A 22,334-nucleotide genomic window follows, 5' to 3' on the forward strand; every position below is an offset into this window, starting at 1 on the left:
ATCCGACCCGCCCCGGACCCCGTAGGAGCCGCCCTGTGACCGCCGCCGGAACCCGCGACCTCACCATCACCGAGGTGCGGCTCACGCCGATCCTCGTCGCCGACCCGCCGCTGCTGAACACCCAGGGCGTCCACCAGCCGTACACGCCCCGCCTGATCGTCGAGGTGGTCCTCGCCGACGGGACCACCGGAGTCGGCGAGACCTACGGCGACACCAAGTACCTGGAGCTGGCCCGGCCCTTCGCCGAACTGCTCGTGGGCCGCCAGGCGCACGACCTCAACGGGCTGTTCACCGTCGCCGACGAGGTCGCCGTCGACCGGTCGCGGGTGGTCGACCAGGTCGACGTCGGCGGTCTGCGCGGCGTCCAGACCGCCGACAAGCTCCGGCTCTCCGTCGTCTCCGGCTTCGAGGTGGCCTGCCTCGACGCCTACGGCAAGGCCCTCGGCCTGCCCGTGCACGCGCTGCTGGGCGGCAAGGTCCGCGACGCCGTCGAGTACAGCGCGTACCTGTTCTACAAGTGGGCCGACCACCCCGAGGGCGTGAAGAGCGAGAAGGACGACTGGGGCGCCGCCGTCGACCCGGCCGGGGTCGTCGAGCAGGCCCGCAGGTTCACGGAGCGGTACGGCTTCACCTCCTTCAAGCTCAAGGGCGGCGTCTTCCCGCCCGAGGAGGAGATCGCCGCGGTCCGGGCGCTCGCCGAGGCGTTCCCCGGGCACCCGCTGCGCCTCGACCCCAACGGCGCCTGGTCCGTGGAGACCTCCCTGAAGGTCGCCGACGCCCTCGCGGACGTCCTGGAGTACCTGGAGGACCCGGCGCTGGGCACCGCGGCGATGGCCGAGGTGGCCGCCCGGCTGAAGGGGGCGGCGCGAGGCGTCTCGGACGGGGGCGGCGGGCGGCGGGCGGGCGTCCCGCTGGCGACGAACATGTGCGTGACGACCTTCGCGGAGATCAAGGAGGCGTTCACCAAGGACGCCGTCCAGGTCGTGCTCTGCGACCACCACTACTGGGGCGGGCTGCGCAACACCCGCGAGCTGGCGGCGATCTGCCGCGCGTTCGGTGTCGACGTGTCCATGCACTCCAACACCCACCTGGGGATATCCCTCGCCGCGATGACCCATGTCGCCTCGACCGTCCCCGGCCTGCACCACGCCTGCGACTCCCACTACCCCTGGCAGTCCGAGGACGTGCTGACCGAGCGCATCGCCTTCGAGGGCGGCAGGGTGCGGGTCTCCGACGCGCCCGGCCTCGGCGTCGAACTCGACCGCGACAAGCTGGCCCTCCTGCACCGGCGGTGGCTCGACGACGACGGCACGCTGCGCGAGCGCGACGACGCGGCCGCCATGCGCGTCGCCGACCCGGACTGGGTGACGCCGGCGGTCCCGCGCTGGTGAGAGCCGCCGTCCGGCGAGGGGCGGGCCACGGCCCGGCGCCGGACGAGGGGGACCACCGCCGGTGGCGGAGGCGCCCGCTCCCGGTGGCGGCGGCCACCGTCGGCGGTGGGGCTCCGCTCCCGGTGGTGGCGACGGCCCGCCGCCGGCGGGTGCGCTCACTGCCGGTGGCGGACATCCGCTTCCGGTGGTGGCGACGGCCCGCCGCCGGTGCCGGAGGCCCGCCTCGGCGGCGGCAGCCGCAGTCGACAGCGCAGCCCGCGCCGACGGCGGCGGCCCACCGTGGTCGGCAGGGGCCCGTCGCCGACGCGAGGGTGCCCACGGGCACCGGTGGTGGCCCGCCGCCGGTGCCGGAGGCCCGCCTCGGCGGCGGCAGCCGCGGTCGACGGCGGCGGCTCGGCGTCCTTGGTGGCAGCCCTCGCCGACGGCAGCGGTCCACCGCTGTCTGCAGTGCGCCGTCCTCGGCGGCAGCCCCCGCCGATGGCGGCGGCCCGCCGCCGACGGCGCGGTGCCTCGCCGACGGCGCGGTGCCCGCCGCTGACGGTACGGTCCGCCGCCGACGGCGGCGGACCGCCGTCCGCCCGGTCATCCGCCGTCACCAGGGGCGGCCCGCCGTCCCGGCGGCGGAGACCCCTCCACCGGAGGCGCCGGTGGCCGGGCCGCCACCGGCGTGACGCCCCACCGCCCCGTCGACGGGCCGTCCCCGGCGGCGGTGGCGGGGCGGTCGTCGGCGCCGGTGGAACGGCCACCGGCGCCGACGACGGTGACCGTTCCACCCCGCGGCGAGCCCTTCCCGGCCGCCACCCGCGGTGCCCCCCACCCGTCCGGCGGTCCGAGCCGCCCGCCGGACGGACACCGCGTACGGGCTCCCGGGGCCGGGAGGTCAGCGAGACCCGGCCCGCCCCTTCCCCCTCCTGCCACGATCGGAGCCGCTCGTGTCCGCAGTAGCCCCCGCCCCGCATCCGCCCGCCGTCCGGTCGGCCGTCAGGAAGATCTTCCGGCGGGTCGTCCCGCTGTTCTTCGTGATGTTCGTCGCGAACTACACGGACCGCGTCAACCTCGGCTTCGCCCAGGACGAACTCCGCGCCGACGTGGGCCTCTCGGCCGCCGCCTTCGGCCTCGGCGCCGGCATCTTCTTCATCGCGTACGCCCTCTTCGAGGTCCCCTCCAACATGCTCATGGAGCGCTTCGGGCCGAAGATCTGGCTCACCCGGATCATGATCAGTTGGGGTGTCGTCGCCACCCTGATGGCCTTCGTGAACAGCGCGGGCATGTTCTACGCCCTGCGCTTCCTCCTCGGCGTCGCCGAGGCCGGCTTCTTCCCCGCGGTCATCTACTACTTCAGCCGCTGGCTGCCCGACTCCCACCGCGGCCGGGCCACCTCGGTCTTCCTGATGGGCTCCGGCACCGCGACCGTCCTCGTCGGCCCGGTCTCGGGCGCGCTGATGGAGATGCACGGCGTATGGGGCCACTCCGGCTGGCAGTGGATGTTCTTCGTCGAGGGCGTCTTCTCGGTCGTGCTCGGCTTCGTGGTCCACCGCTTCCTGGACTCCGGCATCGAGAGCGCCACCTGGCTCACCGACGAGGAGAAGCGCGGCCTCGCCGCCGTCATCGACGCCGAGCAGGACGAGCGCGACGCGCGGCGCGGCACCGCCCCCGTCTCCCGCTGGAGGCTGCTCGCCGACCCGCAGATACTGCTCTTCCTGTGGATCTACTTCGCGATCAACGTCGCGCTGTACGCGGTGACGTTCTGGCTGCCGTCGATCGTGGACGACATCGGCGGCCTGAGCGACTTCCAGGTGGGCCTGCTCACCGCGGTGCCGTGGCTGTGCGCGATCGCCGCCGTCTACGTCAGCGGCCGCCTCTCGGACCGGATCGGCAGGCGCCGCCCGGTCCTGGTCGCCCTGCTGGTCCTCGGCGGCTGCGGCACGCTCCTCGCCGTTTTCGTCTCGCCCTGGGCGGGCCTGGGCGCCCTGTGCCTGGCCGCGATGGGCTTCAAACCCGCCTCGCCGATCTTCTGGACCATCCCGCAGAGCTACCTCGACGCCCGCGCCGCCGCCCCCGGCATCGCGCTGGTCAACTCCATCGGCAACCTCGGCGGCTTCGTCGCGCCCACCGCGTTCGGCCTGATCGAGGACGCGACCGGCTCCACCGAGGGCGGCCTCGTCGGCCTGACCGTGGTCGGCTTCCTCGCCGCGCTCAGCGTCCTGCTGGTCCGCGGCGGCGGCCGCAACGACCGCGTCCGCGCCCGCCGTGCCGGGACGTCCGCGGCCGACGGCTCCCGGACCGCCCCCGGCGCGGCCCGCCCGGCGGACCCGGGGCCCGCGGGAACGGCGTCGGCCTGATTCCGGCCGGCACGCCGGGGCCGGCGGGGCGGCGGGCCCACCGCCCCTCCACCGGCCCCGCCACGCAGGCGGCACCGCCCCCGTCCGCCCCGCCCGGTGGTGCACACTGGCCTGCAACCGCACCACCGCAGGGGAGCGCACCGTGACCGCGTCCGAAGGAGAGCGACGACACCGCCACGCCCAGGTCGACCCGCTGGCCGGGCTGCGCACTCCCGAGGACCCGCCCTGGGACGTGTACCTCACCGGCACCGTCTTCCTGGACATCGTCTTCACCGGGCTCGACCGCGCCCCGGTGCGCGGCACCGAGACCTGGGCCCGCGGCATGGGCTCCAGCCCCGGCGGCGTGGCGAACATGGCGACCGCGCTGGCCCGGCTCGGCCTGCGCACCTCCCTGGCCGCCGCCTTCGGCGACGACCACTACGGCGAGTACTGCTGGGACGCCCTGGAGCAGGGCGAGCACATCGACCTCTCCGCCTCCCGCAAGGTGCCCGGCTGGCACTCCCCGGTCACCGTCTCGATGGCGTACGAGGGCGAGCGGACCATGGTCTCCCACGGGCACGCGCCGCCCGCCGCCAAGACCGCGCCCGTGCACGCCCCGCGCGCCCGGGCCGCCGTCGCCTCCCTGGCGCCCGGGACCCGCGCGCCGTGGATCGCCGAGGCCGCGCGCCGCGGCACCCGCGTCTTCGGCGACGTCGGCTGGGACGACACCGGCCGCTGGGACCTGGCCGCGCTGGCCGACCTGGAGCACTGCGAGGCGTTCCTGCCGAACGCCGAGGAGGCCATGCGCTACACCGGCACGGACTCCCCGCGCGCCGCCGCCCACGCGCTGGCCCGGCACGTCCCGCTCGCCGTGGTCACCCTGGGCTCCGAGGGTGCGTACGCCGTCGACGGCCGCACCGGCGAGACCGCCGAGGTCCCGGCCATCGAGGTCGAGGCGCTCGACCCGACGGGCGCCGGGGACGTCTTCGTCGCCGGCTTCGTCACGGGCACCCTGGCCGGCTGGTCCCTCGCCGACCGGCTGGCCTTCGCCGGGCTCACCGCCGCCCTCTCCGTCCAGGAGTTCGGCGGCTCCCTGTCCGCGCCCGGCTGGGACGAGATCGCGGCCTGGTGGCGGCGCGTGCAGTCCTACGGCGGCCAGGAGCCGGGCCCGCTGACCCGCTACGCCTTCCTGGAGGACCTCCTCCCGGCGGAGGCGCGGCCCTGGCCGCTGCGCCGCGCGGTCCCGACGGTCGGCTTCGGCCGCAACACCTAGGCGCCCGCGCCGGGGTGGAACTCCGGGGCCCCCCGGGCGGCCCCGGAGCGACCCCGGAGCGGCCCCGGAGCGGTGCCGTGCGAAAAGACCTACGGTCCTGCCGGTGCTCCGACGTACTCTGGAAGTGCAAGGCAGCCCGTTGGCTGGCCCCGCGACGAGGAGGACGAGCAAGGCTTACAGAGCCGGCCCATGACTGACACACCCACAGCGCAGAATCCCGCTCAGGGACACGCACGTGCGCGGTTCGCCGTCCCGGCCAAGCACCCCATGGTCACCGTACTGGGGTCCGGAGACGCTCTCCTGCGCGTGATCGAGAAGGCCTTCCCGGCGGCCGACATCCACGTCCGGGGCAATGAGATCAGCGCGGTCGGCGACCCCCGTGAAGTCGCTCTCGTCCAGCGCCTGTTCGACGAGATGATGCTGGTGCTCCGCACCGGACAGCCGATGACGGAGGACGCAGTGGAACGCTCGATCGCCATGCTCCGGGCCAGCGAGAACGGCGAGGGCGACGGCCAGGAGACCCCGGCCGAGGTGCTCACGCAGAACATCCTGTCCTCGCGCGGGCGCACCATCCGCCCCAAGACGCTGAACCAGAAGCGCTACGTCGACGCCATCGACAAGCACACCATCGTCTTCGGCATCGGCCCCGCCGGCACCGGCAAGACCTACCTGGCCATGGCCAAGGCGGTCCAGGCCCTGCAGTCCAAGCAGGTCAACCGGATCATCCTGACCCGCCCGGCGGTGGAGGCGGGGGAGCGCCTGGGCTTCCTGCCCGGCACGCTCTACGAGAAGATCGACCCGTACCTGCGCCCGCTGTACGACGCGCTGCACGACATGCTCGACCCCGACTCGATCCCGCGTCTGATGGCGGCCGGGACGATCGAGGTCGCGCCGCTGGCCTACATGCGCGGCCGCACGCTGAACGACGCCTTCATCATCCTGGACGAGGCCCAGAACACGAGCCCCGAGCAGATGAAGATGTTCCTCACCCGCCTCGGCTTCGACTCGAAGATCGTCATTACGGGCGACGTGACCCAGGTCGACCTGCCCGAGGGCACCAAGTCCGGTCTGCGCCAGGTCCAGGACATCCTGGAGGGCGTCGACGACGTCCACTTCTCGCGCCTGTCGTCCCATGATGTCGTACGGCACAAGCTGGTCGGCCGTATCGTCGACGCGTACGAGAAGTACGACAGCGAGAACGGCACGAGCAACGGCGTCCGCAAGGGCGGCCGCGGCCGGGCCGACACCAGAGGGAAGTAGACCAGCACACCCATGTCGATCGACGTCAACAACGAGTCCGGCACCGAGGTCGACGAGCAGGCGATCCTCGACATCGCCCGCTACGCGCTCGCGCGGATGCGCATCCACCCGCTGTCCGAGCTCTCGGTGATCGTCGTGGACGCCGCCGCCATGGAGCAGCTGCACGTGCAGTGGATGGACCTGTCCGGTCCCACGGACGTCATGTCCTTCCCCATGGACGAGCTGCGCCCGCCCGCGAAGGACGACGACGAGCCGCCGCAGGGCCTGCTCGGCGACATCGTGCTCTGCCCCGAGGTCGCCGCCAAGCAGGGCGCCGAGGCGCCGACGCAGCACTCCATGGACGAGGAGCTCCAGCTCCTGACCGTCCACGGGGTGCTGCACCTGCTCGGTTACGACCACGAGGAGCCGGACGAGAAGGCCGAGATGTTCGGCCTCCAGGCGGCCATCGTGGACGGCTGGCGCGCGGAGAAGGGCCTGACCGGTCCCTCCCCGGCCCCGACCGTCTCATGAGCGCGCAACTGGTCCTCGGCGCCATAGCCCTGGTCGTCGTGGCGTGGCTGGCCGCCTGCGCGGAGGCGGCGCTCGCCCGCGTCTCCAGCTTCCGCGCCGAGGAGGCCGTGCGCTCGGGCCGCCGCGGCGGCGCCAAGCTCGCCCAGGTCGCCGCCGACCCCACCCGCTACCTCAACGTCGCGCTGCTGGTGCGCGTGGCCTGCGAGATGGCGGCGGCCGCGCTCGTGACGTACGCCTGCCTGCGGCAGTTCGACGCGACCTGGGAGGCCCTGGTCGTCGCCATCGCCGTGATGGTCCTCGTCTCCTACGTGGCCGTCGGGGTCTCCCCGCGCACCATCGGCCGCCAGCACCCGCTGAACACGGCGACGGCCGCGGCGTACGTCCTGGTGCCGCTCGCGCGGATCATGGGCCCCGTCCCGTCGCTGCTCATCCTCATCGGCAACGCGCTGACGCCGGGCAAGGGCTTCCGGCGCGGTCCGTTCGCCTCCGAGGCGGAGCTGCGCGCGCTGGTGGACCTGGCGGAGAAGGAGTCGCTCATCGAGGCCGAGGAGCGCCGCATGGTGCACTCCGTCTTCGAGCTGGGCGACACCCTCGTGCGCGAGGTGATGGTGCCGCGTACGGACCTGGTGGTCATCGAGCGGTTCAAGACGATCCGCCAGGCCCTCACCCTCGCGCTGCGCTCGGGCTTCTCGCGCATCCCGGTCACCGGGGAGAGCGAGGACGACATCGTCGGCATCGTGTACCTGAAGGACCTGGCCCGCAAGACGCACATCAGCCGGGACGCGGAGAGCGAGCTGGTGTCGACCGCGATGCGTCCGGCGGCGTTCGTGCCCGACACCAAGAACGCCGGCGACCTGCTGCGCGAGATGCAGCAGGAACGCAACCACGTCGCCGTCGTCATCGACGAGTACGGCGGCACGGCCGGCATCGTCACCATCGAGGACATCCTGGAGGAGATCGTCGGCGAGATCACCGACGAGTACGACCGGGAGCTGCCGCCCGTCGAGGAGCTGGGCGAGGACCGCTACCGCGTCACCGCCCGCCTGGACATCGGCGACCTCGGCGACCTGTACGGGATCGAGGCCTACGACGACGAGGACGTGGAGACCGTGGGCGGCCTGCTGGCCAAGGCGCTGGGCCGGGTGCCGATCGCCGGCGCCACGGCGGTGGTGCCGCTGCCCGACGGCCGCGAGCTGCGGCTGACGGCGGAGGCCCCGGCCGGCCGCCGCAACCGCATCGTCACCGTCCTGGTGGAGCCGGTCCCGCCCGCCGGGCCCGGGGAGGACGAGGCGGCGCGCGCGGAGTGACGGAGTGACGGAGGGGGGAGAGGGGATGACACCGGGGGAGCTGCGCGCGTTCTGCCTGTCGTTCGACGCGGCGGTGGAGGACTTCCCGTTCAACCCGCAGACCTCGGTCTTCAAGGTGTGCGGCAAGATCTTCGCGCTGACGGACCCGGCCGCGCGTCCCCTCACCGTCAACCTCAAGTGCGGCCCGGAGGACGCCCTGCGCCTGCGGGCCGGCCACCCGGGGCTGATCGTCCCGGGCCGGCACATGAACAAGCGCCACTGGAACACGGTCACCGTGGACGGCGGCCTGCCGGACACCCTCGTACGGGAGCTGATCGAGGACTCGTACGACCTGGTGGTGGCGGGGCTGCCGCGGGCGGAGCGGCTGCGGCTCGACCGCCCCTGAGAACCGCTCCGCGGCCGCCGCCCCCGGGCCCGCGGGAGCCGCCCCGGGAGCGGACCCGGGCGGGCGCTTCGTATGCTCGGGGCATGACCGACAGCAGCGCGCTCGACCCCGAGGACCGCAAGATCATCACCCTGGCCCGCTCGGCGCGGGCCCGCAACGGAGTGCCCGAGGGCGCGGCCGTGCGCGACGAGACGGGACGGACCTACGTCGCGGGGACGGTGGACCTGCCGTCGCTGCGGCTGAGCGCGCTGCGGACCGCCGTGGCCATGGCCGTGGCGTCCGGTGCGAAGTCCCTGGAGGCGGCGGCCGTGGTGACGGAGGCCGGGGCGGCCTCCGCCGACGACCTGGCGGCCGTGCGCGACCTCGGCGGCGCGGACACGCCGGTGTTCCTGGCGGGCCCCGACGGCGCGGTGCGCGAGGCCGTCACCGCCGGCTGAGGAGAGACGGGAAGAAGGCGCAGGGGCGGGCCGGGGCCCGCCCCTCCGCGCTCTCCGGCACTCCGGCCCGCGGGGCGTCCGGGCCCGCGTTCTGCCGTACGCTTCCGGGATTCCGGCTCGGAAGGCGTCCGGATCCGCGTCCTGCCACGCGCCTCCGGAACCCCGTGTCCGCCGTCCCGTGGGCGGCGGCGGACGCCCGCGTTCCGGCGCCATGGGCGACAGCCGTGCGGTACCGGTCCGTGGATCAGGGACAATGGGCGCCATGAGCGTTCGTACCCCGTCATCCGAGCCGTCCGAGGCCACTCGCCCTCACCGTGCCGGCTTCGCCTGCTTCGTGGGCCGCCCCAACGCGGGCAAGTCCACCCTCACGAATGCTCTGGTCGGCCAGAAGGTGGCGATCACCTCGAACCGGCCGCAGACCACGCGGCACACGGTGCGCGGCATCGTGCACCGCCCCGACGCGCAGCTGATCCTCGTGGACACCCCCGGCCTGCACAAGCCGCGCACGCTGCTGGGCGAGCGGCTCAACGACGTCGTGCGGACCACCTGGGCCGAGGTCGACGTCATCGGCTTCTGCCTGCCCGCGGACCAGAAGATCGGCCCCGGCGACCGCTTCATCGCCAAGGAGCTGGCCGGGATCAAGAAGACCCCGAAGGTCGCGATCGTCACCAAGACGGACCTCGTGGACGGCAAGGCCCTCGCCGAGCAGCTGATCGCGGTCGACCAGCTCGGCAAGGAGCTGGGCATCGAGTGGGCGGAGATCATCCCCGTCTCGGCGACCGCGGCGGAGGAGGCGGGACGCAGTCCCTCGAACAAGGGCGGTGGTGGGCGAGGGGCCGGCCAAGTGGATCTGCTGGCCGACCTGCTGGTCCCGCTGCTGCCCGAGGGGCCCGCGCTCTACCCGGAGGGCGACCTCACGGACGAGCCCGAGCAGGTCATGGTGGCGGAGCTGATCCGCGAGGCCGCCCTCGAGGGCGTGCGCGACGAGCTGCCGCACTCCATCGCCGTGGTGGTGGAGGAGATGCTGCCCCGCGAGGACCGCCCGGCGGACAAGCCGCTGCTCGACATCCACGCCTTCGTCTACATCGAGCGGCCCAGCCAGAAGGGCATCATCATCGGCCCGAAGGGCAAGCGGCTGAAGGACGTGGGCATCAAGTCCCGCAAGCAGATCGAGGCGCTGCTGGGCACGCCCGTCTTCCTCGACCTGCACGTGAAGGTCGCCAAGGACTGGCAGCGCGACCCGCGCCAGCTGCGCAAGCTGGGCTTCTGACCCTCCCCGCGCGGACCGCGCGGCCCGGCGCCCGTCACCGCTGGGCCCGCAGCACCTCCCTGAACCACGCGTACGACGCCTTCGGGGTGCGCTCCAGGGTCTCGCGGTCGACGTGGACGAGGCCGAAGCGGCGGGTGTAGCCCTCCGCCCACTCGAAGTTGTCCAGCAGCGACCAGACGAAGTAGCCGCGCACGTCGACGCCCGCCTCCACGGCGGCGTGCAGCGCCCGGATGTGGGCGGCCAGGAACGCGATCCGCTCCTGGTCGTCCACGCCCTCGTAGCTGCACCCGTTCTCGGTGATCACGACGGGCGGCAGCCGGTCGCCGTAGCGTTCGCGGAAGCCGGTGAGCAGGGCCGTCAGCGCCTCGGGCACCACCGGCCAGCCGTAGTCGGTGCGCGGGTACCCCTCGATCTCGCGCACGGAGAAGGGCAGTCCGGCGGGCAGCCGCAGCCCCGAGTGGACGGTCTCCGTCCCCCGCGGCGCCCCCACCTTCGTCGGCGCGTAGTAGTTGACCCCGTACCAGTCCAGGGGCTCCGCGATCGTCTCCAGGTCGGCCGCGGCGCCGTCCGGCAGCAGCTCCGCCAGCTCCTCGGGGTAGCGGCCGAGCAGCAGCGGGTCGGCGAAGAGGCGGTTCAGCAGCAGGTCGTACAGTTCCGCGGCCGCCGTGTCCTCGGGGTCCTGCGAGGCGGGCCAGACCGGGCCGTGCGAGTTGGCGATCCCGACGTCGGTGATCCCGACCGCCCGCAGCGCCCGGACGGCCAGGCCGTGGGCCAGCAGCTGGTGGTGGGCCGCCGGCAGCGCGTCGAGGAGGAGCGCGCGGCCGGGCGCGTGCACGCCGAGCGCGTGGCCGAGCAGCGTGTGCTCGGCGGGTTCGTTCAGGGTGATCCAGGTGCGGACGCGGTCGCCGAGGTGGTCCGCGACCCGCCCCGCGTACCGCGCGAACTCCTCGGCCGTCGCCCGCCGCAGCCAGCCGCCCGTCTCCTCCAGGGCCAGCGGCAGGTCCCAGTGGAAGAGCGTCGGCACGGGGCGCACGCCCGCCGCGCACAGCTCGTCCACCAGCCGGTCGTAGAAGCCGAGGCCGCCGGGGGACTCCGCGCGCGGCCAGGAGACCGAGAAGCGGTACGCGCCCACGCCCAGGTCGCGCAGGAGCGCCACGTCCTCGCGGTAGCGGTGGTAGTGGTCGCAGGCCACCGCCGCCGTCGAACCGTCCCTGACCCGGCCGGGCTCGGCCGTGAAGGCGTCCCACACCGACGGGGCGCGCTCGTCGGCGCCGCCCTCGATCTGGTGCGCCGAGGTGGACACGCCCCACAGGAAGCCGGGCGGGAAACGGGGAACCGCTGCGCTCGCCATGCGCGCGATCCTCCGCACAACCGGCGGGCCGCGTCAACGGGGCGTCCCACGGGGCCCGGACGGGCGGCGCCTTCGCGCCACCGCCGCCCGTGCAGCCCGTGCAGCCCGTGCCGCCCGTGCCGCCCGTACCGTCCGCCCGCCGCCCGCCGCCCGCCGCCCGCCGCCCGCCGCCCGCCGCCCGCCGCCCGCCGCCCGCCGCCCGCCGCCGTCCGCGCCGCCGCCCGTGCCGCCGGCACCGGTCCGTTCCGCGTCCGCCGCTCACGCCCCGTGCTCCAGCACCCGCGAGATCAGCTCCCGCTGCTCGTCCGTGAGCCGGGGGTCCGCGCAGTACGCGGTCCGGCCGTCCACGGTGATCCGGTAGGCGAAGCCGTCCGGCACACCGGCCGGCGGGGTGTCCCGGCAGGCGGCCACGGCCCGCTCGGCGAGCGCGTGCCAGTCGGCGGCGTCGGCCCGTCCCGAGGTGTCCACCTCGGCGCGGCGCCCGATGCCCGCGAAGCCGCCCGTGCGCCTCACTTCGATCCGCATGAGGTCCTGTCTAGTACGTCGGGCCGGGTACGGCTACGCGGCCGAGGAGCCGTTCCCCTCGGTCTCCACCCCGACCTGCTGCCACGCCTTCAGGACGGCCTGGAGCTCCTCGCCCCGGCCGAACGCGGTGCGCGCCCGCGCCACCGTCAGCCGCGCGAAGTCCGCGAAGCCCGCCTCGGAGGACAGCTCGCCGCCGGTCAGCACGTCGTACCAGATCTGTCCCGCGCGCTCCCAGGCGTAGCCGCCGAGGGCCTTGGCGACCAGGTAGAACGCGTGGTTCGGGATGCCGGAGTTGATGTGCACGCCGCCGTTGTCGTCATGGGTGTCGACGTAGCCGTCCATCGTGGCGGGCTGCGGGTCCTTGCCGAGCACGTCGTCGTCGTAGGCGGTGCCCGGCTCCTTCATCGAGCGCAGCGCCTCGCCGGTGACGCGCGGGGCGAGCAGGCCCGCGCCGATCAGCCAGTCGGCCTCGCCGGCGGTCTGGCCGAGCGCGTACTGCTTGACGAGCGAGCCGAAGACGTCGGACAGCGACTCGTTCAGGGCGCCGGGCTGGCCGGAGTAGGTGAGGTTCGCCGAGTACTGCGTGACGCCGTGGGCCAGCTCGTGCCCGATGACGTCGACCGGGACGGTGAAGTCCAGGAAGATCTCGCCGTCGCCGTCGCCGAACACCATCTGCTCGCCGTTCCAGAAGGCGTTGTTGTAGTCCTCGTCGTAGTGCACGGTCGCGACCAGCGGCAGGCCCCGGTCGTCGACCGAGCGGCGCCGGTAGGCCTTGAGGAACAGCTCGAAGGTGGCGCCGAGGCCGGTGTACGCGCGGTTGACCGTGGCGTCCTTGCCCGGCTCGTCGCCCTCGCCGCGCACCTTCCGGCCGGGCAGGTCCCGGCCGTGCCGGGCGTCGTGGACGGTGCGCCGGGGCCTGTCCGGCTCCGCGGCGTCGGCGGGGGCGGGCGCGCCGAGCGCGGCGGTCGTGCGGCGGCGGGTGCGTTCGAGGGCGTCGCGCTCCAGGGTGCGGCGGGCCGGGCCGGAGAGCGCGGGGTCCTCGGCCCGGGCGAGGCGGTCGAGGACGTGGGGCGGGACGATGGTGCAGAAGACAGGCTCGAAGCCTGCGTCGGCGTTCATGGCGGAGAGATTCGCACCCGGCCGCAGGGCTGTCACGGACGGCACTCATGATGAGGGAAATACCCGCACAGGGATTTCCGCGTTCCGTCACGAGTGGTATGAGACACCTTTTGTCCCGTATGGGATCACGATCCCGCATACTGATACGGAACCGCGAACCCGGCACGGCTCGGCTAGGCTGCGGAGCACCATGTGTTTCGGGCTGCTTCTCCTTAGCTGCCGCGGCGAGGGCCTGTAAGTCGAGGCCGACCCCCTCCCCGCGGAGTTCGGCGTTGCCCGTCGGCCGGCCCTCCGTGGACCGGGTCCCGGAGGATTCAGCGGACCAAGAGGAGCCCCAGGCACCATGCCGAACCGCCAGCAGCCCACCGCCATGCCGATCCACAAGTACCGCCCGTACGAGCAGGTCGAACTGGCCGACCGCACGTGGCCGGACAAGCGGATCACCACCGCCCCCCGCTGGCTCTCCACCGACCTGCGCGACGGCAACCAGGCCCTGATCGACCCGATGTCGCCCGCCCGCAAGCGCGAGATGTTCGACCTGCTGGTGAAGATGGGCTACAAGGAGATCGAGGTCGGCTTCCCCGCCTCCGGCCAGACCGACTACGACTTCGTACGGTCGATCATCGAGGACGAGGGCGCGATCCCCGACGACGTCACGATCTCCGTGCTGACCCAGGCCCGCGAGGACCTGATCGAGCGGACCGTGGAGTCGCTGAAGGGCGCGAAGCGGGCCACCGTGCACCTGTACAACGCCACGGCGCCGGTCTTCCGCCGGGTCGTCTTCCGCGGCTCCAAGGACGACATCAAGCAGATCGCCGTCGACGGAACCCGCCTGGTGATGGAGTACGCGGAGAAGCTGCTGGGCCCCGAGACCGTCTTCGGCTACCAGTACAGCCCCGAGATCTTCACCGACACCGAGCTGGACTTCGCCCTGGAGGTCTGCGAGGCGGTCATGGACGTCTGGCAGCCCGGCCCGGACCGCGAGATCATCCTGAACCTGCCCGCCACCGTCGAGCGCTCCACGCCGTCCACGCACGCGGACCGCTTCGAGTGGATGAGCCGCAACCTCTCCCGCCGCGCGTACGTCTGCCTGTCGGCCCACCCGCACAACGACCGCGGCACCGCCGTCGCCGCCGCCGAGCTGGCCGTGATGGCCGGCGCCGACCGCGTCGAGGGCTGCCTGTTCGGGCAGGGCGAGCGCACCGGCAACGTCGACCTGGTCACGCTGGGCATGAACCTGTTCTCGCAGGGCGTCGACCCGCAGATCGACTTCTCGGACATCGACGAGGTCCGCCGCACCGCCGAGTACTGCAACCAGATGGAGGTCCACCCGCGCCACCCGTACGTGGGCGACCTGGTCTACACGTCCTTCTCCGGCTCCCACCAGGACGCCATCAAGAAGGGCTTCGACGCCATGGAGGCCGACGCGAAGGCCCGGGGAAAGACGGTCGACGAGATCGAGTGGGCCGTGCCGTACCTGCCCATCGACCCCAAGGACGTCGGCCGCTCCTACGAGGCGGTCATCCGCGTCAACTCGCAGTCCGGCAAGGGCGGCATCGCGTACGTCCTGAAGAACGACCACAAGCTGGACCTGCCGCGCCGGATGCAGATCGAGTTCTCGAAGATCATCCAGGCGAAGACGGACGCCGAGGGCGGCGAGATCACGCCGCAGGACATCTGGGCGGTCTTCCAGGACGAGTACCTGCCGAACCCGGACAACCCCTGGGGCCGCGTCCAGGTCAGGGCCGGCCAGACCACGACCGACCGCGACGGCGTCGACTCGCTGACCGTCGAGGCGACCGTGGACGGGCGGGACACCGTCCTGACGGGCTCCGGCAACGGTCCGATCTCGGCCTTCTTCGACGCCCTGCAGGCCGTCGGCATCGACGTGCGCCTGCTGGACTACCAGGAGCACACGATGAGCGAGGGCGCCTCCGCGCAGGCCGCCTCCTACATCGAGTGCGCGATCGGTGACAAGGTCCTGTGGGGCATCGGCATCGACGCGAACACGACACGCGCCTCCCTGAAGGCCGTGGTGTCCGCCGTCAACCGCGCCGCTCGCTGACGCCCACGACCTGCGTCCTCCCGGTCCCGTCCGCCGTCGAGGCGGGCGGGGCCGGCTCTTTTCCGGGGCGTTTACCGGCCATGGTCACGAACAGGTCTCGTACGGGGTAATGACTCCACAACGGCTATGTGGCTAACATCACGCCAGCGCGGCGATGTTGCCGCGGGGTTACGGAGGTGCGACGTGCTGCCAGGACGGGGACGACACGGCCGTGGTGACCGCAGAGGCGTCCTGCCGGGCGTCCCGCGCCTCCTGGGGACCCGCACCGCGTGGACCGACGCCGGCGACGGCGAGTTCTTCTGCCCCGGCTGCGGGGGCGACCGCAACTACCAGCGGATGACCGGGCGCCGCCGCTTCACCCTTCTGGGCGTACCGGTCCTGCCGCGCGGCGAGACCGGTCCCGTCGTCGAGTGCGCGGCCTGCCGGGAGCGCTTCGGCACGGACGTGCTCGACCACCCCACCACCACCCGGTTCTCGGCGATGCTGCGCGACGCCGTGCACACCGTCGCCCTCGCGGTGCTGGCCGCCGGCGGCACCGGCGCGCGCCCGTCGCTGGAGACCGCCGCGGCCGCCGTCCGCTCGGCCGGCTTCGCCGACTGCACCGAGGACCAGCTCGCCGCGCTCGTCGACGCCCTCGCGGCCGACACCGGGCGGGTCGTCGACGCGCCCTGCGGCCCCGGCCTCGCCATAGAGCTGCACGAGGCGCTGGACCCGCTGGCCCCGCACCTGGCGCCCGCGGGCCGCGAGGCCATCCTGCTCCAGGGCGCCCGGATCGCCCTGGCCGACGGCCCGTACACGCCCGCCGAGCGCGACGCCCTCACCACGGTGGGCGCGGCGCTGACGATCTGCGCGGACGACGTGACGCGGCTGCTGGCGGCGGCGTACACGTCGTCGTAGCCCGGCCGGTGCGGGAGGCGCGGCCCGTCCGCGGAGACGCGGGCCGCGCCTCCGTCCGCGTACGGGGCCGTGCGCGCCGCCCGCGTGTCGTCGCGCGGGGCCGTGCGCGCCGTCCGGCCCCGCGCCGTGCGGGGGCGGCCCCCCGTCCGTGAGGGGAAGGCGCCCCCGTGCGCTCCTCGCAGGCGCCCACCGCCCGGGGGCCCGTGCCCGCCGTCCGGTACCGCGTCGTACGGGGCGCCTGTCCCCTTCTCGCGGGGGCAGGCGCCCCGAGCGCTCCCCGCCGGTGCTTGCCGCCCGGCGGGCGTCCGCTACAGCAGCCCGGCCGCCGCCAGGGACTCGCCCACGCGCTCCACCTCCTCCGGGGAGAGCGGCACCTGGGGCTCCGCCGTCACCGGGCAGGCGATCACGCCGCGCAGGTGCAGGGCCGCCTTGAACGCGCCGAGCGCGGCCGAGCCGCCGCCCATCCGCGCGGGGTCGCCCGCCCGGACCATCCCGAACAGCGCGCACAACCGTTCCTGCGCGGCCCGCGCCGCCGTCCAGTCGCCCGCGCGGCAGAGCTCGTACAGGCGGACGTAGCCGTGCGGGTCCACGTTCGCCAGGCCCGGCACCGCGCCGTCCGCGCCCATCGCGAGGGCCGCGTCCACCAGCAGCTCGGAGCCGGTGAGGACGCTGAAGCCGGTGATGCCGGGGTGGGCGCGGGCGCCCGTCACGACCGACCGGAACCCCGCCTCGTCCCCGCTGGAGTCCTTCAGCCCGGCCAGCGTGCCCTCCGCCGCCAGCTCCAGGACCAGCTCCGCGGGCAGCTTGCTGTGCACGGAGGCGGGCAGGTCGTAGGCGACGACGGGGACGGGGGAGCGCTCGGCGGTCAGGCGGTAGTGGCGGGCGATCTCCGCGGGGTGCGTCCGGGCGTAGAAGGGCGCCGTCACGACGACGGCGTCCGCGCCCGCCTCCGTCACGGACCGGACGTGGTCGAGCACGCGCGGGGTCGTCATGTCGATCGCCCCGGCCAGTACGGGCACCTCTTTGCCCACGTGCCCCGTCACCGCCTCCGCCACCACCCGGCGCTGGCGGTCCGTCAGGTACGCGGCCTCGGAGGACGAGCCGAGGACGAACAGGCCGCTCACCCCGCCGTCCAGCAGGTGGTCCACCAGCCGCAGCAGCGAGGGGACGTCCACCTCGCCCTCCGGTGTCAGGGGGGTGCAGACGGGCGGGACGACACCGGTGAGCGGGGCGGGCACGGTCATGAGGGCTCCCTGGGTGGTGCTGACGGCACGGTCATGGAGACTGTTCCCGCTTTCGCGGCCGGTCGTCGGCCGGGGCGGTGGCCGTGGGCGCGGGGGCGCCGGCGGCCCGCGCGACGAGGCCGTGCGTCGGCCGGTCCGCCGGCACCGGGTGGTGGCGGCGGAAGCGGTGCCCGCCCTCGTCCGTGACGGGCGGCGGCAGGACGGCGGCGCACGTGGCGTCCGCCTTCCAGCACCGGGTGCGGAACGGGCAGCCGCTCGGCGGGCGCGTCGCCGAGGGCACGGGCCCGGCCAGCGGGATCGGGTCGACCGGGTCGAGCAGGCCGGGCGTCGCGGGGAACAGCGCTCCGGTGTACGGGTGGCGGGCGTGGTCGGTCACCCGGTCCGCCGGGGCCTCCCCGACGACGCGGCCCAGGTACATGGTGACGACGCGGTCGCCCATCCGGCGGACCGTGCGGATGTCGCGCGAGACGAAGACCAGGGCGAGGCCGAGGCGCTCCCGCAGGTCGAGGAGGAGGTCGAGGATCTGCGCGCGCACCGACACGTCCAGGGCGCTCGTCGGCTCGTCCGCCACGACCAGGGCCGGCTCCAGGGCGAGCGCGCGGGCGACGGCGACGCGCTGGCGCTGGCCGCCGGAGAGCTGCCCCGGCAGCGCGTCCGCCAGTACGGGCGGCAGGCCCACCAGCGCCATCGGCTCCCGTACGCGCTCCTCGCGCTCCTCGCGCTCCGCGGGCGCGCCGCGCCGGTGCACGTCGAGCGGGTCGCGCAGGATGCGGCGCACCGGCAGCCTGCGGTTGAGGGCGGTCGAGGGGGCCTGGAAGACCATGCCGGCGCCCGCGCCGACCGCCGCGCGCCGCTCGGCCGGGTCCGTCGTCCACAGGTCGCGGCCGCCGAAGGACACCGTCCCGGACGTCGGCCGCTGTACGCCGACCAGCACCTTGGCGAGCGTGGACTTGCCGCAGCCGGACTCGCCCACGACGCCCACCGTCTCACCCGGCGCGACCGTGAGGTCGGCGCCGGTCAGGGCGTACACGCGGTCGCGGGAGCGGCGCATGATGGTCCGCGACGCGCCGCGCGGACGGCGCACGGACCGGCGGGGGGAGAGCGCGATGGGCGAACTGTGGGAGGACGGGGCGGCGGGCGTGCTGCGGCTGCCGTCGGGGCGGCTGGTCCGGGGCCGCGGTCTGCGCCGGCCGCTGCCGCCGGGCCCGCACCCGTCCTTCGCCGTCCACCTCCTGGGCGGGCGGCCGCCCGAGGCCCCCTGGGAGACGCGCTGGCTGCGCTGGCCGGACTTCCGGCTGCCGGGCGACCCGGAGGACGCGCGGGCCGCGCTGACGGAGGCGTGGGAACGCGCCGCCGGCGAGCGGGTGGAGGTCGCCTGCGGGGGCGGCCGCGGCAGGACCGGCACGGCGCTGGCGTGCCTCGCGGTCCTGGACGGCGTCCCGCCCGGGGAGGCGGTCGCCTTCGTGCGCGCGGGCTACGACCGCCGCGCGGTGGAGACGCCGTGGCAGCGGCGGTACGTGCGGCGCTTCCGGCGCTGACGGCGCGCGGCGATCGCGCGGCGTGCCGTACGGGGCGGCCCGGCGGTGCCGCCCGCGAAGGCGGCCCGGGCGGGGGCGCCGACGACGGCCACGGGACCGTCCGGCCCCTGCCGTCCCGGACGGGGGCGACACCCGGGGAGGCCGACGACGGTCTCGACGCGGTCACCGCCGCTTTCGCCGCTGTCCGCGTTTCCGCGCCGGCGGACGGAACCGGGGAAGTCGTGGGCCGCTACGACGGGGCCGCCGCAATTCCCGTCGCTGTACGTGCTCCTGTCCCGGCGGACGGAGCCGGGGCGGCCTGATCGGACCGTGTGCGCCCCGCGTGCTCCACCGGCGCCGGATCGTCCGGGAAGTCTCCCGAAAACGCCGCCTCCGCGCAGACGGTCGGTGGCGGCTCTTTCGACCGCAGCGCGCCATGCGCTTCCGTGCGTGACGGCCCGGTGGGCCGACTGCGGGCCGCCCGCCGGAATGCGCGGGAAAACCTCCGGTCCCAGGATCTCGTCGATCCGCCCGGCGGCGTCCAACTGCGGTTTTCGGATGGTCTGTTCGAACAGTCCGAGAGGATCGCCGGACACGGTGACCCCCGTTCAGGCTCCGTCCGGGTGAAAGCGGCTTCCTTCCTGCGCCGTTCCGGTTCCGTTCCGGAGAACTCCCGCGCCGCCTTTCGTGAACCGTTGGCCACGGGCAACCCCATTGCAGTGCACCACTGTTGCCGGACGTACGGGTTTTCCGGATTCGCATGCGCGCCGTCACCGTTGTGCCGCAAAGAGTGAAACTCCGATGGGGAAATCGCGGGCAAAGGGGAGCACAGTGAAGAGGCATGGTTCTGTGCATGGTGCACGACACTCGGCGGCTCGTGTCGAAGAGGCGGAGGAAACGGTGAAGGAATTGCGCGCGGTGCCCATGGGAGCGGGAATTGCGCTGCCGACGCCCGGGGGCGGCCCGGTGGCCGGGGCGGGGGAGGCGCCCCGCCCGCCGGCGGAACCCGGCCGCTGTTCCGTCAGGACCCCGGCCCGGCTCGCGGCGGTGCCCCGGTGACGCCGCCGGTCGGGGCGTACGCGGTCGACACGGGGACGGGACGGGTGGGCGTGGTGACGGCGCACAAAGGGGCGTACGTGCAGCTCAGGCCGGTCGGCGGCGGACGGGAGTGGGACGCCGAGCCGGAGGCGGTGCGGGCCGCGACGACGGCGGAGCGGCTGAGCGCGGCGACGGCGTACGCGAACGCGCGCAGCCGGGGCGAGGTCCCCTGACGGGCGGCCCGTCCCCTCCGCCCGGTCCGGGCGGAACGGCCCCAGGAGCGGCGAACCGGCAGTCCGGCGGCCCGCGCACCGCCGATGGCAGGCATGGCACGGCCCTCGCCCGGAGTGCTCGAACACGTGGGAGAGGTTCCGGGAGGACGGGAGGCGCGGTGAGGGCGACGGCGCGGAGGGCGACGCGGACCGCGGTCCGCGTCGCTGGTGGCCGTCGCCGCCCTCGGCGGCGGCCCGGACGACGCCTTCTCCTCCCTCGGGGTCTCCCCGGCCCCGCCGGGCGGGACGGCGGCCGGGGAGCGGCCGCTCCTGACCGGGACGCCGCCGGCCCGCGGCGGGCGGGGAGCCGGGCCGCGGAGGAGGGCCCGGCGGGCCGGGTTGTCGGCGGCGTGGGCGAGAATGGGAGGCATGAGTCTGTTCCCCGCCGCCGGCGCCGTACCGCCGCGCGCCCCCGCGTCCGGCGGGCGCCGCGGAGGTGCGTCGTGAGCCTCTTCCGGGACGACGGGGTCGTCCTGCGGACCCAGAAGCTGGGCGAGGCGGACCGCATCATCACCCTGCTCACGCGGGGGCACGGGCGCGTGCGGGCCGTGGCCCGCGGGGTGCGCCGCACGAAGTCGAAGTTCGGGGCGCGCCTGGAGCCCTTCTCGCACGTGGACGTGCAGTTCTTCGCGCGCGGCAGCGAGCTGGTCGGGCGCGGGCTGCCACTGTGCACGCAGAGCGAGACGATCGCCCCGTACGGCGGCGGCATCGTCACCGACTACGCCCGCTACACCGCCGGGACGGCGATGCTGGAGACGGCGGAGCGGTTCACGGACCACGAGGGCGAACCGGCCGTGCAGCAGTACCTGCTGCTGGTGGGCGGGCTGCGCACGCTGGCCCGCGGCGAGCACGAGCCGCACCTGGTCCTGGACGCCTTCCTGCTGCGCTCCCTCGCGGTGAACGGCTACGCGCCGAGCTTCGGGGACTGTGCGAAATGCGGCATGCCGGGACCGAACCGCTTCTTCTCGGTCGCGGCGGGAGGTTCCGTCTGCGCGGACTGCCGGGTGCCCGGCAGCGTCGTACCCTCGGCACAGGCCCTGGAGCTGCTCGGCGCACTGCTGACCGGTGACTGGGCGACCGCGGACGCGTGCGAGCCGCGGTATGTCAGGGAGGGCAGCGGGCTGGTCTCGGCCTATCTGCACTGGCACCTGGAGCGCGGCCTGCGCTCGCTGCGGTACGTGGAGAAGTAGCCCCGTGCCGGGACGGCGGAGCCGCGGCCGTCCGTCCATCCGTACGTGGAACAGACCGAGGGAGACGAGAAGCACATGGTGGTACGCGGGATCCTGGGGCGCCAGCGCCGCGAGTACAAGACGCCGGAGCCGCACCCGTCCGGCGCCCGCGCGCCGAGGCTCCCCGGCGAGCTGATCCCGGGCCACGTGGCGATCGTCATGGACGGGAACGGCCGCTGGGCCAAGGAGCGCGGCCTGCCGCGCACCGAGGGCCACAAGGTCGGCGAGGGCGTCGTGATGGACGTCCTCAAGGGCTGCATCGAGATGGGCGTCAAGAACCTGTCGCTGTACGCCTTCTCGACGGAGAACTGGAAGCGCTCGCCGGAGGAGGTGCGCTTCCTGATGAACTTCAACCGGGACGTCATCCGCCGCCGCCGCGACGAGATGGACGAGCTGGGCATCCGCATCCGCTGGGTGGGCCGCATGCCCAAGCTGTGGAAGTCGGTCGTGCAGGAGCTCCAGATCGCCCAGGAGCAGACGCAGGGCAACGACGCGATGACGCTGTACTTCTGCGTGAACTACGGCGGCCGGGCGGAGCTGGCGGACGCGGCGAAGGCGATGGCCGCCGACGTCGCCGCGGGCAGGCTGGACCCGGACAAGGTCAGCGAGAAGACCATCCAGAAGTACCTGTACTACCCGGACATGCCGGACGTGGACCTGTTCCTGCGTCCGAGCGGCGAGCAGCGCACGTCCAACTACCTCATCTGGCAGTCGAGCTACGCCGAGATGGTCTTCCAGGACGTGCTGTGGCCGGACTTCGACCGCCGCGACCTGTGGCGCGCGTGCGTCGAGTACGCCTCCCGCGACCGCCGCTTCGGCGGCGCGGTCCCGAACGAGGAACTGCTCGCCATGGAGGGCCGGCAGGAGGGCTGACCGGCCGGAGACCGGCCGGGTAGCCGACCGGCGCCGGGGGACCGGCCCGT

General features: G+C 74.3%; 20 protein-coding genes. 15 read left to right on the forward strand and 5 right to left on the reverse strand.

All coding sequences use genetic code 11. From position 1 onward, the window contains the following. Positions 1-35: 35 nt before the first annotated feature. The 9 genes from IE271_RS00640 (at position 36) to IE271_RS00680 (ending at position 10,154) form a co-directional block, all read left to right on the forward strand. Positions 36-1,391, forward strand: coding sequence for a glucarate dehydratase family protein (locus IE271_RS00640; protein WP_229919066.1), 1,356 nt, complete (start codon positions 36-38; stop codon positions 1,389-1,391). Between the two features lie 932 nt (positions 1,392-2,323). Further along, positions 2,324-3,733 (forward strand): MFS transporter, encoded by a 1,410-nt coding sequence (locus tag IE271_RS00645; RefSeq protein WP_229919067.1) that lies wholly within the window; start codon positions 2,324-2,326, stop codon positions 3,731-3,733. A 142-nt stretch (positions 3,734-3,875) separates the two neighbouring features. Continuing rightward, the gene (locus tag IE271_RS00650; RefSeq protein WP_229919068.1) at positions 3,876-4,985 is read left to right on the forward strand and encodes a carbohydrate kinase family protein; all 1,110 of its coding nucleotides are present in this window, start codon (positions 3,876-3,878) and stop codon (positions 4,983-4,985) included. A 189-nt stretch (positions 4,986-5,174) separates the two neighbouring features. Continuing rightward, positions 5,175-6,245 carry a PhoH family protein gene (locus IE271_RS00655; RefSeq protein WP_190188096.1) on the forward strand — a complete coding sequence of 357 codons (1,071 nt, stop codon included), beginning with the start codon at positions 5,175-5,177 and terminating at the stop codon, positions 6,243-6,245. A 12-nt stretch (positions 6,246-6,257) separates the two neighbouring features. Continuing rightward, positions 6,258-6,755: an rRNA maturation RNase YbeY gene (gene ybeY / locus IE271_RS00660; protein WP_190188097.1), complete on the forward strand. Its 498-nt coding sequence runs from the start codon at positions 6,258-6,260 to the stop codon at positions 6,753-6,755. After that, entirely contained in the window at positions 6,752-8,062 is a 1,311-nt protein-coding gene (locus tag IE271_RS00665) for a hemolysin family protein (protein ID WP_190188098.1), read from the forward strand. Before ybeY ends, IE271_RS00665 begins: the two co-directional genes overlap by 4 nt. A gap of 25 nt (positions 8,063-8,087) precedes the next feature. Next, positions 8,088-8,447 carry an MmcQ/YjbR family DNA-binding protein gene (locus IE271_RS00670; protein WP_190188099.1) on the forward strand — a complete coding sequence of 120 codons (360 nt, stop codon included), beginning with the start codon at positions 8,088-8,090 and terminating at the stop codon, positions 8,445-8,447. Between the two features lie 83 nt (positions 8,448-8,530). Next, a complete protein-coding gene (locus IE271_RS00675) occupies positions 8,531-8,884 on the forward strand; it encodes a cytidine deaminase-like protein (protein WP_190188100.1) in 354 nt (117 codons plus the stop codon). A gap of 253 nt (positions 8,885-9,137) precedes the next feature. Beyond that, complete coding sequence (locus IE271_RS00680) at positions 9,138-10,154, forward strand: GTPase Era (RefSeq protein WP_190188101.1); 1,017 nt, start codon at positions 9,138-9,140, stop codon at positions 10,152-10,154. Positions 10,155-10,188: 34 nt separating this feature from the next. Here IE271_RS00680 and IE271_RS00685 read toward each other — a convergent pair whose 3' ends face one another. From IE271_RS00685 to IE271_RS00695, 3 genes are all read right to left on the reverse strand, one after another. After that, a complete protein-coding gene (locus IE271_RS00685; RefSeq protein WP_190188102.1) occupies positions 10,189-11,505 on the reverse strand; it encodes a GH1 family beta-glucosidase in 1,317 nt (438 codons plus the stop codon). 258 nt (positions 11,506-11,763) lie between these two features. After that, a complete protein-coding gene (locus IE271_RS00690) occupies positions 11,764-12,030 on the reverse strand; it encodes a protealysin inhibitor emfourin (protein ID WP_190188103.1) in 267 nt (88 codons plus the stop codon). A 33-nt stretch (positions 12,031-12,063) separates the two neighbouring features. After that, positions 12,064-13,149, reverse strand: a complete 1,086-nt coding sequence (locus IE271_RS00695) for a M4 family metallopeptidase (protein WP_190188104.1) — start codon at positions 13,147-13,149, stop codon at positions 12,064-12,066. A gap of 343 nt (positions 13,150-13,492) precedes the next feature. Between IE271_RS00695 and leuA the strand changes: the two genes are divergently transcribed. Both leuA and IE271_RS00705 read left to right on the forward strand, forming a co-directional pair. Further along, positions 13,493-15,214 carry a 2-isopropylmalate synthase gene (gene leuA, locus IE271_RS00700; RefSeq protein WP_190188105.1) on the forward strand — a complete coding sequence of 574 codons (1,722 nt, stop codon included), beginning with the start codon at positions 13,493-13,495 and terminating at the stop codon, positions 15,212-15,214. A 183-nt stretch (positions 15,215-15,397) separates the two neighbouring features. Next, positions 15,398-16,111, forward strand: a complete 714-nt coding sequence (locus tag IE271_RS00705; RefSeq protein WP_190188106.1) for a TerB family tellurite resistance protein — start codon at positions 15,398-15,400, stop codon at positions 16,109-16,111. A 308-nt stretch (positions 16,112-16,419) separates the two neighbouring features. On the opposite strand, the gene IE271_RS00710 is transcribed toward IE271_RS00705, so the two are convergent. Both IE271_RS00710 and IE271_RS00715 read right to left on the reverse strand, forming a co-directional pair. Next, positions 16,420-17,355 (reverse strand): dihydrodipicolinate synthase family protein, encoded by a 936-nt coding sequence (locus IE271_RS00710; protein ID WP_190188107.1) that lies wholly within the window; start codon positions 17,353-17,355, stop codon positions 16,420-16,422. Between the two features lie 31 nt (positions 17,356-17,386). Continuing rightward, complete coding sequence (locus IE271_RS00715) at positions 17,387-18,406, reverse strand: oligopeptide/dipeptide ABC transporter ATP-binding protein (protein WP_190188108.1); 1,020 nt, start codon at positions 18,404-18,406, stop codon at positions 17,387-17,389. Between the two features lie 55 nt (positions 18,407-18,461). Between IE271_RS00715 and IE271_RS00720 the strand changes: the two genes are divergently transcribed. From IE271_RS00720 to IE271_RS00735, 4 genes are all read left to right on the forward strand, one after another. After that, on the forward strand, positions 18,462-18,893 hold the full coding sequence (locus tag IE271_RS00720) for a phosphatase domain-containing protein (protein WP_190188545.1): 432 nt from the start codon (positions 18,462-18,464) through the stop codon (positions 18,891-18,893). A gap of 1,034 nt (positions 18,894-19,927) precedes the next feature. After that, on the forward strand, positions 19,928-20,143 hold the full coding sequence (locus IE271_RS00725; protein WP_190188109.1) for a hypothetical protein: 216 nt from the start codon (positions 19,928-19,930) through the stop codon (positions 20,141-20,143). A 482-nt stretch (positions 20,144-20,625) separates the two neighbouring features. Beyond that, positions 20,626-21,372: a DNA repair protein RecO gene (gene recO, locus IE271_RS00730; RefSeq protein WP_190188110.1), complete on the forward strand. Its 747-nt coding sequence runs from the start codon at positions 20,626-20,628 to the stop codon at positions 21,370-21,372. 75 nt (positions 21,373-21,447) lie between these two features. Continuing rightward, positions 21,448-22,284 (forward strand): isoprenyl transferase, encoded by an 837-nt coding sequence (locus IE271_RS00735; protein WP_190188546.1) that lies wholly within the window; start codon positions 21,448-21,450, stop codon positions 22,282-22,284. The last annotated feature ends 50 nt before the right edge of the window (positions 22,285-22,334 follow it).

Origin of the sequence: Streptomyces minutiscleroticus, assembly GCF_014650875.1 — a bacterium.
Taxonomy (GTDB): domain Bacteria; phylum Actinomycetota; class Actinomycetes; order Streptomycetales; family Streptomycetaceae; genus Streptomyces; species Streptomyces minutiscleroticus.